The sequence below is a fragment of the Sphingomonas lacusdianchii genome, from assembly GCF_022664395.1.
GTDB classification, from domain to species: Bacteria; Pseudomonadota; Alphaproteobacteria; order Sphingomonadales; family Sphingomonadaceae; genus Sphingomonas; species Sphingomonas lacusdianchii.
The window spans coordinates 530,584-545,771 of the sequence record NZ_JAKRET010000001.1 but is presented as its reverse complement, the minus strand read 5'-3'; the positions used below and the strand labels follow the sequence as shown (position 1 = coordinate 545,771).

10 protein-coding genes and 1 pseudogene are annotated in these 15,188 nt (G+C 66.4%); 4 read left to right on the top strand and 7 right to left on the bottom strand.

Translation table 11 applies throughout. The features are described 5' to 3' along the window. Genes MF607_RS02570 through MF607_RS02560 form a run of 3 tightly spaced genes read right to left on the bottom strand, consistent with a single transcriptional unit; the run spans position 1 to position 5,670 of the window. Entirely contained in the window at positions 1–3,276 is a 3,276-nt protein-coding gene (locus MF607_RS02570; protein WP_242115895.1) for an error-prone DNA polymerase, read from the bottom strand. Next, positions 3,276–4,964 (bottom strand): Y-family DNA polymerase, encoded by a 1,689-nt coding sequence (locus MF607_RS02565; protein ID WP_277925644.1) that lies wholly within the window; start codon positions 4,962–4,964, stop codon positions 3,276–3,278. Before MF607_RS02565 ends, MF607_RS02570 begins: the two co-directional genes overlap by 1 nt. 16 nt (positions 4,965–4,980) lie before the next feature. Next, positions 4,981–5,670, bottom strand: a complete 690-nt coding sequence (locus tag MF607_RS02560; protein WP_242115894.1) for an ImuA family protein — start codon at positions 5,668–5,670, stop codon at positions 4,981–4,983. A gap of 551 nt (positions 5,671–6,221) precedes the next feature. Between MF607_RS02560 and MF607_RS02555 the strand changes: the two genes are divergently transcribed. After that, positions 6,222–6,848 carry an SOS response-associated peptidase gene (locus tag MF607_RS02555; protein WP_242115893.1) on the top strand — a complete coding sequence of 209 codons (627 nt, stop codon included), beginning with the start codon at positions 6,222–6,224 and terminating at the stop codon, positions 6,846–6,848. Between the two features lie 2 nt (positions 6,849–6,850). Continuing rightward, positions 6,851–7,831 carry an MBL fold metallo-hydrolase gene (locus MF607_RS02550; RefSeq protein WP_242115892.1) on the top strand — a complete coding sequence of 327 codons (981 nt, stop codon included), beginning with the start codon at positions 6,851–6,853 and terminating at the stop codon, positions 7,829–7,831. Here the strand turns inward: MF607_RS02550 and MF607_RS02545 are convergent. Next, positions 7,828–8,658 carry an aldo/keto reductase gene (locus MF607_RS02545; protein WP_242115891.1) on the bottom strand — a complete coding sequence of 277 codons (831 nt, stop codon included), beginning with the start codon at positions 8,656–8,658 and terminating at the stop codon, positions 7,828–7,830. The genes MF607_RS02550 and MF607_RS02545 overlap by 4 nt on opposite strands. A 117-nt stretch (positions 8,659–8,775) precedes the next feature. On the opposite strand from MF607_RS02545, the gene dinB reads away from it, so the two are divergent. Beyond that, the gene (dinB, locus tag MF607_RS02540; protein WP_242115890.1) at positions 8,776–9,858 is read left to right on the top strand and encodes a DNA polymerase IV; all 1,083 of its coding nucleotides are present in this window, start codon (positions 8,776–8,778) and stop codon (positions 9,856–9,858) included. Positions 9,859–9,875: 17 nt separating this feature from the next. Further along, positions 9,876–10,322 (top strand): annotated as a pseudogene (locus tag MF607_RS02535) (transposase); the annotation flags it as partial. A gap of 687 nt (positions 10,323–11,009) precedes the next feature. On the opposite strand, the gene MF607_RS02530 reads toward MF607_RS02535, so the two are convergent. From MF607_RS02530 to MF607_RS02520, 3 genes are all read right to left on the bottom strand, one after another. Then, entirely contained in the window at positions 11,010–11,552 is a 543-nt protein-coding gene (locus MF607_RS02530; RefSeq protein ID WP_242115889.1) for a hypothetical protein, read from the bottom strand. Between the two features lie 64 nt (positions 11,553–11,616). Further along, positions 11,617–11,901 carry a class I SAM-dependent methyltransferase gene (locus MF607_RS02525; RefSeq protein ID WP_242115888.1) on the bottom strand — a complete coding sequence of 95 codons (285 nt, stop codon included), beginning with the start codon at positions 11,899–11,901 and terminating at the stop codon, positions 11,617–11,619. After that, positions 11,898–15,119: an ATP-binding protein gene (locus MF607_RS02520; protein ID WP_242115887.1), complete on the bottom strand. Its 3,222-nt coding sequence runs from the start codon at positions 15,117–15,119 to the stop codon at positions 11,898–11,900. Before MF607_RS02520 ends, MF607_RS02525 begins: the two co-directional genes overlap by 4 nt. Positions 15,120–15,188: the final 69 nt, after the last annotated feature.

Genomic DNA, 15,188 nt, shown 5'->3' with positions numbered 1-15,188 from the left:
TCAATGGAAGTCGCGCGACTTGATCCGCACCACCTGCTCGGGATCCCGGCCATTGGCGTGGGGTGGCCAGTAGCTGTCGCGCGGGCCCGGTCGCCAGCCGGCATCGCCCCGGTCGGGCGACCCGGCATGGCGCGCACCGTCTCCCCGGCCGGTCGCATGGGGGAAGTCCATCTGTCCGACTTGGGCGAGCAGCCCGCCATGGTCGATGATCCGGTCGCAGATGACATGGATGACAAGCCCCTCACGCTGGACCCGGCCCTTCATTCCGATCATCGCCGCCGACATGACGGTGCGGCGCTGCGCCTCGAACCGGTCGGGCCACAGGATGCCGTTGGCGATGCCGGTCTCGTCCTCGATGGTGATGAATAGCACGCCCTTGGCGCTGCCGGGCTTCTGGCGGACAAGGATGATCCCGGCGACCTCGACATGGTGGCCGTCCTTGATGTGGGCGAGGTCGGCGCAGCGGACGATGCCGCGGCGGGTGAGATCCTGCCGCAGAAAGGCAAGGGGATGGGCGCGCAGCGACAATTGTAGCGCGCGGTAATCCTCCACCACCTCGCGGCCTTCGGTCAGCGGCCGCAAGGGTACGTCCGGCTCCAGCCCCTCGGGGCTGAATGAGGCTTCGCGCGCATCGGCGGCGGCGAACAGAGGCAGGGGGGCCTCGCCCAGGCCTTTCACCTTCCATAACCCCTGGCGGCGATCCTCGCCCAGCGCATGGAAGGCGTCCGCCTCGGCCAGTCGCTCGATTGCCGCGCGCGGGACGCCCGCACGCCGCCACACCTCTTCGACCGACTGGAAAGGTGCGTCCCCCCGCGCCGCGACGATCGCCGCACCATGCGCATTGGCAAGGCCGCGCACTTGGCGCAGTCCGAGCCGCACGGCGAGATAGCGGCCGCGTGTCGGTTCTAGCGTACAGTCCCAGCGGCTGGCGTTGATGCAGGCCGGCCTTACCTCGACGCCGTGCTCGCGCGCGTCGCGGACGACCTGGGCGGGCGCGTAGAAGCCCATCGGCTGGGCGTTGAGCAGCGCCGCGCAAAACACGTCGGGATGATGATGCTTCATCCAGCAACTGGCATAGGCGATCTTGGCGAAGCTGGCGGCGTGGCTCTCGGGGAAACCGTAGGAGCCGAAACCCTCGATCTGCTTGAAGGTCCGTTCGGCGAAGTCGCGGGGATAGCCGCGCGACACCATCCCCTCGACCAACTTGTCGTAGAAGTGGCTGACGCCGCCGGTAAACTTGAACGTCGCCATGGCGCGGCGGAGCTGATCGGCCTCGACCGCGGTGAAGCCTGCACCCACGATCGCGACCTTCATCGCCTGTTCCTGGAAGAGCGGCACGCCCAATGTCTTCTCCAAGACCGCGCGCAATTCCGGACGGGGATAGTCGGGCTTCTCGCGCCCCTCGCGGCGGCGGAGGTACGGGTGGACCATGTCGCCCTGGATCGGTCCCGGCCGGACGATCGCCACCTCTATGACCAAGTCGTAGAAACGCGCGGGCTTCATGCGCGGCAGCATGCTCATCTGCGCGCGGGACTCGATCTGGAAGGTGCCGAGCGTGTCGGCCTTCTGGATCATCGCATAGACGTCTGGATCGTCGTCCTGCAGGTCGGCCATGCCGACGCGCAGGCCCTTGGCTTCCTCCAGCAGGTTGAAGGCGCGGTTCATGCAGCCGAGCATGCCCAAGCCCAGCACATCGACTTTCATGAACTTCAGCGCATCGATATCGTCCTTGTCCCATTCGATCACCTGCCGGTCGATCATCGCGGCGGGTTCAATGGGGACGAGGTCGTCAAGCCGGTCATGGGTGAGGACGAAGCCGCCGGGATGTTGTGACAGGTGACGCGGTACGCCGATCAGCTGGCGCGACAGTTCCAGCGCCAGGCGCAGCCGCCGGTCATCCATGTTGAGGCCGAGCTGGGTAACCTGCTTCTCGCCGACGCCCTCCTGGCTCCACCCCCAGATGAGGCCGGCAAGCGCCTTGGTCAAATCCTCGGGCAGGCCGAGTGCCTTGCCGACCTCGCGCACCGCCCCGCGTGCGCGGTAGCGGGTAACGACGGCCGTCAACGCGGCATGGTTGCGGCCATAGGTTTCATAGATCCACTGGATGATCTCCTCGCGTCGCTCATGCTCGAAGTCGACGTCGATATCTGGGGGCTCGCGCCGTTCGCCGGAGACGAAGCGCTCGAACAGCAGCTCGTGCTTGATGGGGTCTATGCTGGTGATGCCGAGCACGAAGCAGACGCAGCTGTTCGCCGCCGAGCCGCGCCCCTGACACAGGATGCCGCGCCGCCGGCTCTCCGCGACGATGCTGTTCACGGTGAGGAAGTAGGGTGCGTAACCCAGTTCGCCGATCAGCCTGAGCTCGTGCGCGATCTGGTCGCGATAGGCTTTTGGAAGTCCGTCGGGGAACATTCGCGCCGCGGCGGTCTCGGTCAACTGTTCGAGCGCGCCCTGCGCGGTCAGCCCCTCGACGACTCGTTCATGCGGATATTGGTAGCTGAGTTCGCCGAGGTCGAAGGTGCAGGCGCGCGCGATGGCGGCGGTGGCGGCGATCGCATCCGGGAAGGCGGCGAAGCGCCGCTCCATCTCGACTGGAGATTTGAGGTGTCTGTCGGCATGCCGCTCGCGCCGGTAGCCCAGCGTGTCGACCGTGCACTTCTCGCGGATCGCGGTGACGACGTCCTGCAACAGCCGAGCCTGCGGGGCATGGTAGAGGATGTCACCGAGCGCTACGGTTCGTACGCCTGCCTCCTCGGCAAGCGCTGTGAGATCGTGCAGCCGCAACGCATCGTTGGGCCGGCGGCGAAAGGCTAGGCCACAATAGCCGCGCGCCCCGAAGGTTCGGCGCAGATCGGCGAGATGGCGTGCGGTCGCGGCGTCGGCCTCGTGCGGGAGCAGGATCGCAATCAACCCCTCATTCCAGGCAACCACATCCGCCCAACCGAGCGTGCAGCCGCCCTTGCCCGCGCGCGACTTGCCCAGCGTCAGTAGCCGGGTGAGCCGCGACCAGGCGTTCTTGTCGGTTGGATAGAGCAGCAGCGCCCGCCCATCGTCGAGATCGACGCGCGCGCCTGCGATCATCCGCACGGCAGTGGCCTTCTGCGCCTCCCACCCGCGCACCAGTCCGGCGACACTGCCCCGGTCGACGATTCCGAGCGCGGTGTGGCCTTGCAGCGCGGCTGCGGCGAAGAGTTCGTCGGGGCTGGAGGCGCCGCGCAGGAACGAGAAATGGCTCGTCACCTGAAGCTCGACATAGGTCGCGGTGGGGGCCGCCATCAGCCGAATAGCCCGTGGAGGTACCAGCTGAGATCACCGGTTGCGGCATCGACCCCGTCGCCGCGGCGGAACAGCCAGAAGCGTGCGCCGGTGTCGTCCTCGACCCGAAAATAGTCGCGCACCGCCCAGACCTCGCCGTCGCGCCGCCACCATTCGCCGTGAATGCGCTCCGGACCATCTCCGGCCAACACCGCATGGACCTGCCCGCGCCAGGTGAAGCGGCGCGGCGGTGCGTCGGGGAGGAGGGCGAGCACGCCGGTCAGTGGCTCGGGCCGGCTGAGCAGCCGTACCGGCCGGCGCCAGGTCGGCCAGCCAGTCGGCGCGGCGAGCGGCGGCGCGCGGCGTACCGCGCGTTCGGGCACGTCGCTCTCGACTGGCGCGGCGGTGAACAGCGCCGCCTCGCCCACCCGGCCGGCGATCTGGTCGACAAGCGTCGCGACGTCGGGCACCGCCGCCTCGCCGGTCAGGTCGCCCGCTACCGCGGTAGCACCCAGCGGATCGGTCCGCGTCGCTGCGAGGCGCATCGTCTCGATCCCGTCACCCGGATCGATCCGCTCGATGCGCAGGTGGAAGAGGCGGGCGAGATGCACGACATCGCGGGTCGCGCGCGCGGTGCCGATCGCGAGCCGCTGCTCGCTGCCGTCGATCCGGTCGAGCAGCAGCACCAATGTGCGCACACCGCGCCTGCGCGCCTGCAACAGCAACATCATGTCGGCGAGCAGGTCGGCGATCACTTGCTCAATCGCCTCGGCGGTGCCGATCGGCTCGAGCAGCCGGCGCTTTGCGACCGGCGTCTCCTCGGGCACGACCGGCACGATCGGTTCGGGGACACGCCCCAGTGCCTCGTCGAGGCGGCGGACACTCGCCATGCCTAGCCGCCGGGCGAGCGGCCCGCGTGGCAGCGGCAGGAGATCGGCGATCCGGTCGAGCCCAAACCGGCTCGCCGCCGCTGTTGCCTCCGGGGTCAGGCGGAGTGCGGCAGGAGGTAAGGGAGCCAGCGCCTGTGCCTCTTGTCCGCCGGGAACCAGCAGGATGGCATCGCGACCGAAACGGGCGAGCGCATGAGCTGCGCCCGGCGTGGAGGCGACCGTGACCCGTGCGGTCAGGCCGAAGCGTCGGCAGAACCCGACCAGTCGTTGGCAGAAGCGGGTCTCGCCCCCGTGCAGATGCGCGACGCCGCTCAGGTCCAGCCAAAGCCCGTCCGATCCGCTGACCGCGGCGGTCGGGGTCCAGTGACGCACGGCATGCAGTGCCAGATCCGCCAGCAACGCGGCATCTGCCGCCCGGTCGGCGGGTCGGATGTCGAGATCCGGGATCAGCGCCCGTGCCTGCGTCACCGCCATGCCTGGGGTCAGTCCTAGCGCCATCGCCGCCGGGCAAGCAGCGGCGATGACCTGTCGCTGTCCGATCTGCTCGGCCAATACCATCGGCACGAGGTTCATCGCGGGTGCCGGCCCCGATACTGCCCTGTGCTGGCCCGGTAGGCTGGAGTATTTGAACGGATGGTCTGCCGCCTCCGACCGACGACCCAGCTCCCGCATCGGCGGTCGCTGGTGCAGCGGCAGTGCCGCCACCTGCTCCTCGACCGTTGCACGCGTAGCGCCTTGCTGCGCCCAGCGCGCGCCGGGACGCCAGCCGCCGCCCCGTGGCACCGAGCAGGCACCGGGGTCGTCGTCGATGGGAAGCATAGGCGCGGACCTTGGTTCAGGCAGCGCGCGCGGCCGCTCCAGCCATCGCAGTCGCTCGATCGCGAGATGCGGCAGGTAGAGCGAGGCGACCCGTGTCATCGCATGCCTCCAATTCCATCGTGAAACCCGGGCCGCCCCGTTGGCGCGCCAGCTCGACCATCCACCGCGGGCGGCCGACCCCGGGGGCGGGGAGCGGCGTGGACGGTGCGCAGGCGATCCGCCACCGTGTCATCGCCGCCGATAGTTCGGTGAGTGGGCATGTGCCCTGTCGGCGCCAGCGGCGCGAAAGCAGGGCAGGGGTATTTCCCGTCATTGCCGCCAGCTGCAGTCGCCGGGTCGCAACCATGTCGGCGCGCTTTACCTCGCCGACGACCGCTGCAAGCCCGCCATGACGCAAGCCATCCTCCATGACGGCCAGAACGTCCTTGTCCTCACGTACTTCGGCGAAGAACAGCGTGGCCGGGCTGAGTCCGGCCTGTTCGAGACCCGGCGCATAGAGGTCGAACCGGGTGAGCGCCCAGAGCACCCGGCGGCCGCTCAGCGCTGCTGCGCGCGCGGCAATCCCGACCGCGAACAGCGTGGCAGCTGCATCATCCGTAAGGGTCGGCGTCGCTGAAGTCGTCTCGTGTAGACCGCCGAGCGCCAGGCCGCCGCCCGTCAATCGCGTGTCTACCGCTTCGATGCCGAAAGGCAGGACCGCACCCACACCGCCGCCTACAGCGCCTATGGCGCCCCGCAGGCGGGCCAATGTTTCGAGGGGTGGGGCGGTAGAAGACATCATTGCTGCGACTCATATGTTCGCTATATGTTCTGTTGATTCCACAACCGGGTCAAGGCGTTGCGCAAGCGGATCGATAATCGGAGCGGGACAGGGGCGTGGCAGAAGAGGGCCGTAAAAGGGGCAGCCAGGAAGGCAGGGCAGGGGCCGATCACGATCATATCGGGCGGCGTCTGCGCACGTTGGAGGACTGTGCCCTGCACAAGCGCACGCTGCGCCTCACTTGTCCAAAATGCCGTCACGTCCGCGTCCTCGACGCGGTTGCGCTCTGGTGGATATTTTACCGGCGAGGATGGGACGGCACGCTCGGATTGGTGGGACGGCGATTATGCTGCTTGGCATGCCAAGCGGAAGGACGCACCCAGCGTCCCCATATGGTGATCGGGCGGGACCAGCCCACCGGCGCTGCTCTGCCCTATCCAGACGCTGCGACGTGGAAGAAGCTTGTCTCGCGCTACCGGTCGTGATCGAACAGGCGAATGTGTAATCTTTACAACATCAAGGTCGATCCCCGGACCTATTTCGACGCGCTTGCTGAGGTCGACGATGCGAGCAACACGCTGGAGGTCGAGAAGGATTACGCAGCGCCCGGCAAACCCGGCTATGTCGTTCGCGCCGAGGAGGGGCGGCGGGTTTTGAGCACGATGCGCTGGGGCTTCCCGACCCGCAAACCGCGCAAGCGGCCAGCGCGCGAGGGGGAACTGCCTTTCCTCTACGACTGGTGGACCAACGCCCGGAACATGCAGAGCAATATGTGGAAGCCGTGGCTGATGAAGGCCGAGCATCGCTGTCTCGTGCCCTTCACCCGCTTTGCCGAACCCAAGGCCGCCGCCGATCGGAAGGCGCCAGGCGACACCAACTGGTGGTTCACCGTCGAGGATCAGGCGGTGCCCTGCTTCGCCGGGCTATGGAAGGTCGATCAGGATCATGACCGGGTCTATGCCTTCTGCACGACCGAGCCCAATCCGCTGGTCGCGCCCAAGCACCCCAAGGCGATGCCGGTCATCCTGCTGGCCGAAGATCTGGAACGCTGGCTGACCGCCCCGTTCGAGGACGCGCTCAGCTTGCTGACGGCCTATCCATCACAGCTGATGAGCGTCGCCTGACCATGGCCCGCAACCGCTATTATGACGGTCCGCCGAGCGATCACTTCGACGGTACGCGCTTCTTCAATCCGGGGCAGCCCAGTACCGATCGAGGCTTGAGCGCCATCCTGCGCTGGAAGCTGGCGGGGGCTGCTGCCAAATGGCCGAAGTCGGCGCCGGTGACGCCCGCCAAGCCTAAGGCGCGCGTCGATGGCCTGTGCGTGACGATGGTGGGTCATGCTTCGCTGCTGATCCAGGCGGCGGGGGTGAACATCCTCACCGATCCGGTCTGGTCGGAGCGCGCCAGTCCGTTCCGCCGCGTCGGGCCGAAGCGGGTGACCGCGCCGGGGATCGCGTTCGACGACCTCCCCCCGATTGATGTCGTGCTGCTGAGCCATGCGCATTACGACCATCTCGATGTCGACACGCTGCGGCGCCTTCAGGCCGCGCACGACCCGCTGATGGCGATGCCGCTCGGCAACGATGCGATCGTCCGGGCGGCGGTACCGGCCGCGCGATGCCAGATCGGCGACTGGTGGGACCGGGTCGACCTCGGCGGCGGCATCGCGACGACGCTGACCCCGGCCAATCACTGGTCGAACCGCTGGCCGAGCGACACGCGCATGACGCTGTGGAGCGGGCATTATTTGGAAACCCCGACGGGTTCGATCTGGTTCGTCGGCGACACTGGCTATGGCGACGGGCGTATCTTCGGTGAGGTGCGCGAACGCCTGGGGGCACCTGACGTCGCCCTCATCCCGATCGGTGCCTATGCGCCGAAGTGGTTCATGGCCGTGCAGCATGTCGATCCGGCCGACGCGGTGCGGATCTTCAACGATGTAGGGGTGGGGCGAGCGCTCGGCATCCACTGGGGCACGTTTCAGCTGACCGATGAGGCACGCGAAGAGCCCGTTGAGGAATTGGCCACGGCATTGCGTGCTGCGAGTATCGCACCCGAACGCTTCGTCGCGGCCGAAGCGGGCGGTGTTTACCGCTTCGCCTAGAGCATCTCCAACGGCACGCGGCCCTTGGGGCGGGGGAACAACTGGTCCAGACGATCAAGGACGCTTCCATCGAGGGTCAGGTCAGCCGCAGCCCGATTGTCGCGCACATGCGCAACTTGGCCAGCCTTCGGAATGGCAATGACGTTGTCGCGCGCCAACAGCCAAGCCAACGCTAGCTGGGCGGGTGTCGCACCGATTTCGTCTGCAAGGGAGCATAACCCGGCATGGCCGACGAGGCGGCCCTGCTCGACGGGGCTGTACGCCATCGTCGGGATTGCATGTTCGGCAAGCCAGGGCAGCAAGTCGTGCTCGGGACCGCGCCGGGTCAGATTGTAGAGGATCTGGTCAGTTGCGCACGCATCGCCACCGCTGGCGACCAGCTCTTCCATATCATCGGCATCAAGATTGCTGACGCCCCAACGGAGAATCTTGCCCGTGTCGACCAGTCGCTCCATAGCCTCTACGGTCTCGCCCAGGGACACATTGCCTCGCCAATGCAGTAGGTAGAGGTCGAGCCGGTCGGTGCCGAGCCGCTCCAGACTGGCCTCACACGCGCGGGGCAGGCGATCACGCGACGCATTTTGCGGATAGGCCTTGCTGACAAGAAAGACCTGATTCCGCTTGCCTTGAATCGCCTCTCCGACGAGCCGTTCGGACCCGCCATCGGCGTACATTTCGACCGTATCGATCAGCGTCAGACCGAGATCGATACCTCCGCGCAGGGTGACGATCTCTTCTGATCGGACTCGCCGATCCTCAGCCATCATCCAGGTGCCTTGGCCAAGCGCGGGGACAGTGGTGCCGTCAGGCAAGCGGATCGTCTTCATGGTACCCTAAACGTGCCACTGGAATTTCGGAGCCATCACCAAACAGTTGCGTGTCAGTCTCGTTTATCGGACCAGCATATGTTCCCAATTCGTTCCGAATGCGATAGGCTCTGCGGCATGGTCACGCGCAAGATCATTCACGTCGATATGGACGCCTTCTTCGCGTCGGTTGAGCAGCGCGATGATTCCAATCTTCGTGGGCGTCCCGTTGCGGTCGGCTCGGCCGCGGCGCGGGGCGTGGTCGCGGCGGCGAGCTATGAAGCGCGCAAGTTCGGCGTGCGGTCGGCCCTGCCGTCGGTAACGGCGCTACGCCGTTGTCCGGACCTTCTCTTCGTGCGGCCGCGGTTCGAGGTTTACCGCGAGGTCTCCCGCCAGATCCACGCGGTCTTTGGCCGCTACACGGACCTGATCCAGCCGCTGTCGCTCGACGAGGCCTATCTCGACGTGACTGCTGACAAGCAGGGACTCGAGACGGCTTGGCGAACCGCCAAGGCGATCCGTGCCGACATCCTGGCAGAGACCGGGCTGACGGCGTCGGCTGGCATCTCGTACAACAAGTTCCTGGCCAAACTCGCGTCCGATCACCGTAAGCCCAATGGGCAGTTCGCGGTGACGCCGGAGATGGGCGCCGCATGGGTCGAGACGCTGCCGGTCGACCGGTTCCACGGAGTGGGGCCGGTCACTGCCAGGAAAATGAAGGGTCTCGGTATCGAGACGGGTGCAGACCTGAGGGCCAAGCCGCTGGAGTTCCTGCAAGAGCATTTCGGCAGCTCGGCTCATTGGTACTATTCGATTGCGCGCGGAGAAGATGACCGGCCGGTCAATCCCAACCGGGTCCGCAAGTCATCCGGATCAGAGACGACGTTCGACCGTGACTTGGTCGAAGCGACGGAGATCGAAGCGGGCGTCTTGCAAATGGCGGATGACGTCTGGCGATGGTGTGAGAGCCGACAGGCGTTTGGACGAACCGTGACGGTGAAGGTCAAATATGGCGACTTCCACCAGATCACGCGCAGGCGCAGCCAGCCGATGGTCGTGGCGACGCGAGATGCGCTGCACCGTGCCGCCCTCGAATTGATCCGATCGGTGTTGCCGACCCAGAAGGGTGTTCGGCTGGTCGGCGTGACGGTGTCGAATTTTGCTGACGCGAAGGCCACCACGGCCCCTGAACTGGCAATCTTTGCAGAGGCGGCAGCATGACCCTCGATCTGTTCGATACCTACGACTATGACGACGACAGCTACGTCTGCCCTGGCGGCAAGCGCTTGCGCCCCAGGAACCGCAACTTCGCAACCGCCCGGGGCGATGTCGGCCAGGACGGCTTCATCCGCTATCGCGCGCGACAGCAGGACTGCGGCGGCTGTGCCTTGCGGGAACGCTGCACGCCCAACATGCCGGCGCGCAAGGTCACCCGCTCGGTCCACGAATGGGCTCGCAACCTGGCCCGCGACATCGCCACCACCGACGCCTACGTCACTTCGCGGCGCCAGCGAAAGAAGGTCGAGATGCTGTTTGCGCACCTCAAACGCATCCTGAAGCTCGACCGATTGCGCCTTCGCGGTCCAAACGGTGCCAGGGACGAGTTCCATATGGCAGCCACCGCCCAGAACCTCCGCAAGATGGCCAAGCTCATCCCCATGCCGGCGCAGCCGCTACCCGCCTGAGCCGGCCGGCGTGGAACACCGCAACTCAGCGGCAACTCGTCAGACGGCCCCAACCCCAACTTCTTCAACACAATTGGGACAAACCCGTCGTTCCGAGGCCACAGGTTCAGCGTCAGCTTTTGCCGGAAGCCGACGTTCAGCGTCTGTTCGTGTGGCGTAGTTTTATGACTTGAAGTGGGCCGTTTGCAGTCTGGCGGGTATTGGACAGTTGCGCGGGGAAAGCGGACCTTCGTTCAGCTCGCTGCTGAAGCCGCAAAGATCCAAAATCGGTCATTGGCGACGTTACGAGCCGCTTCCGAAAGCTGACGAACGTGGGCGCGGCTCACGCCGCAAGAGCAACTTTGCTGCTTTTGGCGTAAAGTTAGCAGAACTCCATCAGAATGTGCCGCCCTATTGGCTCGCTTTTGCCCGCTCCTACCTGGTCACATGGTGAATGGGGCAAGCTCACTACTTCATCAAGGGCGACGTCGAGCCAAAAATCCTCGAGCTTGAGGCGCGTTTTTCCTAATCGCCCAGGACACAGCAGGGACGCGCAGCTTGGCGAAATCGGAGATCGTCGTAATCTACAGCAAGCGAGATCCGGACATCGCTGACCACAAAACGCCGGTGCGGCAGCTTTATCGCGCGTTAATACCACGTCCCAGGAAGTGCCTCCGCCGAAGGGAAGACGGTTTGCGACGATGACGATCAGGCGATCTTGGTACCGACCGTCGAGCGTGCCGTCTCGACGACGGCGCGCTGCAATGCCTCGCCGCGCTCGTTCATGAGTTCGACCGCCCGCTGGAACTTGGTGCCATGCTCCTGAGCAGGAACTTCGCCGTACCGCCTGTAGTCGCGCTTCATCGCGTGAGTGACTTCGTTGAAGGCGTCGCGCGCGGCGAACAACTCGTCCAACGCGGGCCTGACCGAGGGGAAGTAGAGGGCAACCAGCATCTCCATCACCTCTGCGCCCTCGTGCTTCCCCGGGTTCGAGCCGCTTGCTATCTGAAGGTCCAGCATCTGGTTCCAGTCGATCTCCCCGCGAAGCACTGGATAGTAGGTGAGCGCATGCTGGCCGAGGACCTTCGCGTACTGGTCGACCGCGAGATAAAGCGTCTCCGCTTTTCCCCGCAGGAACTCGAAGCGGTCCTTGCTCCGATTCAGCCGGCTAGTGACGAAGGCAGACGTGACGCCGCTCGCCAGTATCGTGGCGATGCCCAGGCCGAGCGTGATCCAAGCGGCCGCGTTCATGCTACTAGGCCTCGCCGCTGCGCCCGCACGTCGGCATCGCTCAATCCACGCACGGCGGTCCTCATCAGATCCCCAGTTTCTGGAAGAAGACCTTAATGCGCATCTCCGCGTCGACCATGCCCGCGTCGCGCATCCATGACGAGGGCTCAGCGGCGACGACCTCGAACCCGATAACCGCCAGCCAGGTAGCTTCGCGCCCGAAGCTCGCGCCCACGTCGAGCGCCAGAAGGCCTGGACCGGACGGAAGCAGCGTCGAGTAGGTGGCGCGGTATCCCGACGGGTCGTGAGCCTCGTATTCCGCGGTCAGCCGCTCGGACTGCGCGTCGTATGCAGCGACATGGTCGTTCATCCGGCGTCGCGCCTCGCGATCGTCTGGAGCCCCACGTGCTCGATGTCGTGCTCCGCCACATCGGCCGCCTCGACCACGTTGATGAACCTCTTGAGTATGACGAGGTCGGTCAGCAGGTCCGGCTCCTGGCCGGAGATCACGGCGGGCGCGAGGATGAAGCAGCCGGCCGCGCGGAGCCTCCTCAGGAAACCTTCCAGGTTCACGTCGTCGTCCGGCTCCACGACGTGGATGCGGAAGACCGTTTGGTATAGCGTGCCACGCTCCCACTCCCCGTCGTCCGGTCGTCGGCTGGTTATCTGGATGGCGTAGTGCGTCGACGGATAGCCCGGCAGGTTGCGGATGATCGAGATGCTGATCTCATGGTTCACGTCCTTCGTGCCGAACCGCTCCCGCCAGCGTTCGAAAATCCGGCGGGCGGCCGCACGGTCGAGAAACGCGAGCGCGAACACCGGCGGAACGTCGTCGCCGAGCGTCGTGTAGAGGATGCCCTTCCAGCTGGCCGCGTCCCAGCTGTGCATATCGATGACCGATTGCACCTTGACCTCCCGGTGCCGCGAAACGGTCGGGCGCCCGTCCTCGGTCATTCCGCGCGCGGGCCTGCCGTCATCGTCGTCGGCTGGACCTGCCGGCTCGACCTCCTCCACCGCCGGCCGCTCCCGCATGGGATAGTCGCGGCCGCCGCCATCGAGGCGGACGACGGGGCGACCGGCGATGCGCTGCAGCCCGCTGAGCGAGCCGAGGACGCTGGACACCCTGTCGTGCGCGTTGCCGCGGTCGAACAGGCGCCACAGCGCGTCGTTGAGGTTCGGCAGCGCGAAGGTGGCCGCCAGCATCTCGCCCACGATCTGTATGAGAAACGCACCGATGTCTGGTTGGCGTGGAAAGTCCCAGACCGGCAGCGACCTGGGCCAGGAAACCATCGAGCGCATCCCCCTGGGATCGGTCTGCACCTTCGGTCCGTCCTCGTCCGTCTCGACGACGTCGATACGGAACCGCTCGGTGTGCGGGCCGACGCCGTCCTCGATCATAGTCGCCAGCATGGCCTCGACCGTAGCAACCAGCGCCTGCCCCGTGACGATCCCGGCATCAGTGCCGGGGGTCGCGACCTCTACTGTCAGTCCGCAGATGCACGTCTCGAGGACTTGGCCTGCCGGCGAGTTGAGGACCAGTCCGCCGACGAGGTCGCGCGAGACCGGCTGAGCCTTGAGGAGCCCGAGGAACTTCGGCAACCCACCTTCCGCCTCGAGCTCCCGGTAGCCCTCGTCCTCGCGGAGGACCTCCTCATGGCCGAGGGCGTGGAGCAGCGCCATCCGGGCGATGGGCATCCCGGCCTCCTCCAGCGCGTCCGGCGCGCGCGAGAGCGAGGCGACCTCGGCATCGGTCATGTTGAGGATGTTGCTGCCGAGGCCGGCGTCCAGCTCTTGCAGGCCTTCCGTGACCCTGGCCTTGGACGCCTCATCGAGCGGCAGCGTGGCGAGCGCCATGCGCAGCAGGCGGAACGAGAGGATCAGCTCCGGCACGAGTCTCAGCTGGAGGGCCACCCAGGCCCAGATCTTCACCGTCGGCACGAAGCCGACAGGCAACTCGCTCGACTCCTCACCTTCGGCGGCAAGGCCGGCCGCCGCCATCAGGAGTGACGATCGCGACGCCCAGAACAGGTCAGCCCCGCGGTAGGCGATCGCAAGGTGCTGATGGGCCTCGATCATCTGCTGGGCATGCTCGCGCTTGGCGAGACGGACCGCCGCGCGACCCAGCAGCCGGATACGTTCGCAGCGCTCCTCGAAGTCTAGCCGGAGAGCCTGCCGGAGGAGGATGAGCGCACCTTCCGCGTCGGACGTGCGCTTGGCCACGAAATCGGCGAGCCGCTCTGCCACGGCGCGGTATGTCGGATCGCGGCCGGCGGGGATGGATACGACGTCGATCAGCCTCACCAGGCGATCGGCATCGAACTCCGCAAGGCCGGCGGCCTCGTCGAGGATAGATCCCAGCTCTGCCCAGATGGCAGGCAGTTCACCCGTCCTGCCCTCGGCGAAGTAGCGACCGAGGCGGACGACCGCGAGCGAGGTGCGAGCCTCAAGGCGGTGGTTCGGGCGCCCCTCGTCGCGCGTCATTGCCTCCAACGCGGCCTCCAGCCGGTCAGACCGCGCCGAAAGGTCGGCAGCATCCGGTGATAGCATGCGGTAGAGCACCGCGTTTACCAGCAACTGGTGGAGCTGGACAAGGAACTCGATGTTGCGGGCGTGGTCGGCGCCGAGGGCTTCCGCCTCGATGCCGGCGTAGCCATCCGACACCGCCGCAGCGTCGTCGAACCACCAGAAGGCGGTCCAGAGCGCATCGTGCCGCGCCTCTAGCTGCTGCCGCGCGGACCCGTGCTTGACGGCGAGCCGGATCGCGCGGGCGTGTCGACCATCCGTCTCGTGGCGCGGCAGCTCGAGGTTGCGCGACAGCTGCGCCGCGACCATCGCCTCGGTGACAAGCTGGCGCTCCATGCACTCGAACGAGGACGGATCGGCCAACGCACGCTCGACGTCCTCCAGGCGGCGGCGCCTCGAGTAGTCCTCCGGTCCCATGCGCATCGGATCGGACACGACCTGGCCAACGCACAGATAGTCGTGCGCGATGTCCTTGCGCTCCCTGTCGATCACCTCCTCGACGATCCACGCGCGGTCGAGGATCTTCACCGGCATGCCGTGGGCAGCTTCTAGCTCGGCCTCAATGCGTGCGCGGTCGGCCGCACGTGCGGACTGGCTCGTGACGAAGTAGACGCGCTCGAGCTTGCGGCCGGTCCCGGCGATGCCCGCGACGTCCTTCACAACCTTGCGCTTCCAGTCCTTCATCGCGCTGAAAGCGAAGCCCCAGTCGTCGCGGTCGGGTCCGTGACTGCCGACATAACCGAGATCGGCGATCGCCTCTGCAACAGGGAAGGTGTCGGCGTCGGTCTTGCCATCGCCGCCGCCCTCGGGCCCGCTCTGGGGGCGGATGTGCGGGCAGATCACGCGCTGGCAGAGCTTGCGGCAGAATATCTCGAAGCGCTGGTGCTCGTTGCGCGCCGTCATGGTCTCGAGTTGGAACTCGAGCATGGCGCGGTCGAGGACGTAGAGCGGACGGTCAACGGTGTCCGAGTAGAGTTCGGGCCGCATCTCGCGCATGAACAAGGAAGGCGTTGGCGGTCGCTTCCGTTTCTCGGTGCCGCCCTCCTCGATTCGGTCGTCGCTCATGCGAACGAAGGTAGAACGGGCGCCGCACCTAAGCCAGCCCAAACTCTCCCTGTGGCGCTCACCCCTGCT

Excerpts from the sequence above, each read along its gene's own strand:
- MF607_RS02570 (WP_242115895.1), bottom strand. The coding sequence starts at position 3,276 with ATGGCGGCCCCCACCGCGACCTATGTCGAGCTTCAGGTGACGAGCCAT.
- MF607_RS02565 (WP_277925644.1), bottom strand. The coding sequence starts at position 4,964 with ATGCTTCCCATCGACGACGACCCCGGTGCCTGCTCGGTGCCACGGGGC.
- MF607_RS02555 (WP_242115893.1), top strand. The coding sequence starts at position 6,222 with ATGTGTAATCTTTACAACATCAAGGTCGATCCCCGGACCTATTTCGAC.
- MF607_RS02550 (WP_242115892.1), top strand. The coding sequence starts at position 6,851 with ATGGCCCGCAACCGCTATTATGACGGTCCGCCGAGCGATCACTTCGAC.
- MF607_RS02545 (WP_242115891.1), bottom strand. The coding sequence starts at position 8,658 with ATGAAGACGATCCGCTTGCCTGACGGCACCACTGTCCCCGCGCTTGGC.
- dinB (WP_242115890.1), top strand. The coding sequence starts at position 8,776 with ATGGTCACGCGCAAGATCATTCACGTCGATATGGACGCCTTCTTCGCG.
- MF607_RS02530 (WP_242115889.1), bottom strand. The coding sequence starts at position 11,552 with ATGAACGCGGCCGCTTGGATCACGCTCGGCCTGGGCATCGCCACGATA.
- MF607_RS02525 (WP_242115888.1), bottom strand. The coding sequence starts at position 11,901 with ATGAACGACCATGTCGCTGCATACGACGCGCAGTCCGAGCGGCTGACC.
- MF607_RS02520 (WP_242115887.1), bottom strand. The coding sequence starts at position 15,119 with ATGAGCGACGACCGAATCGAGGAGGGCGGCACCGAGAAACGGAAGCGA.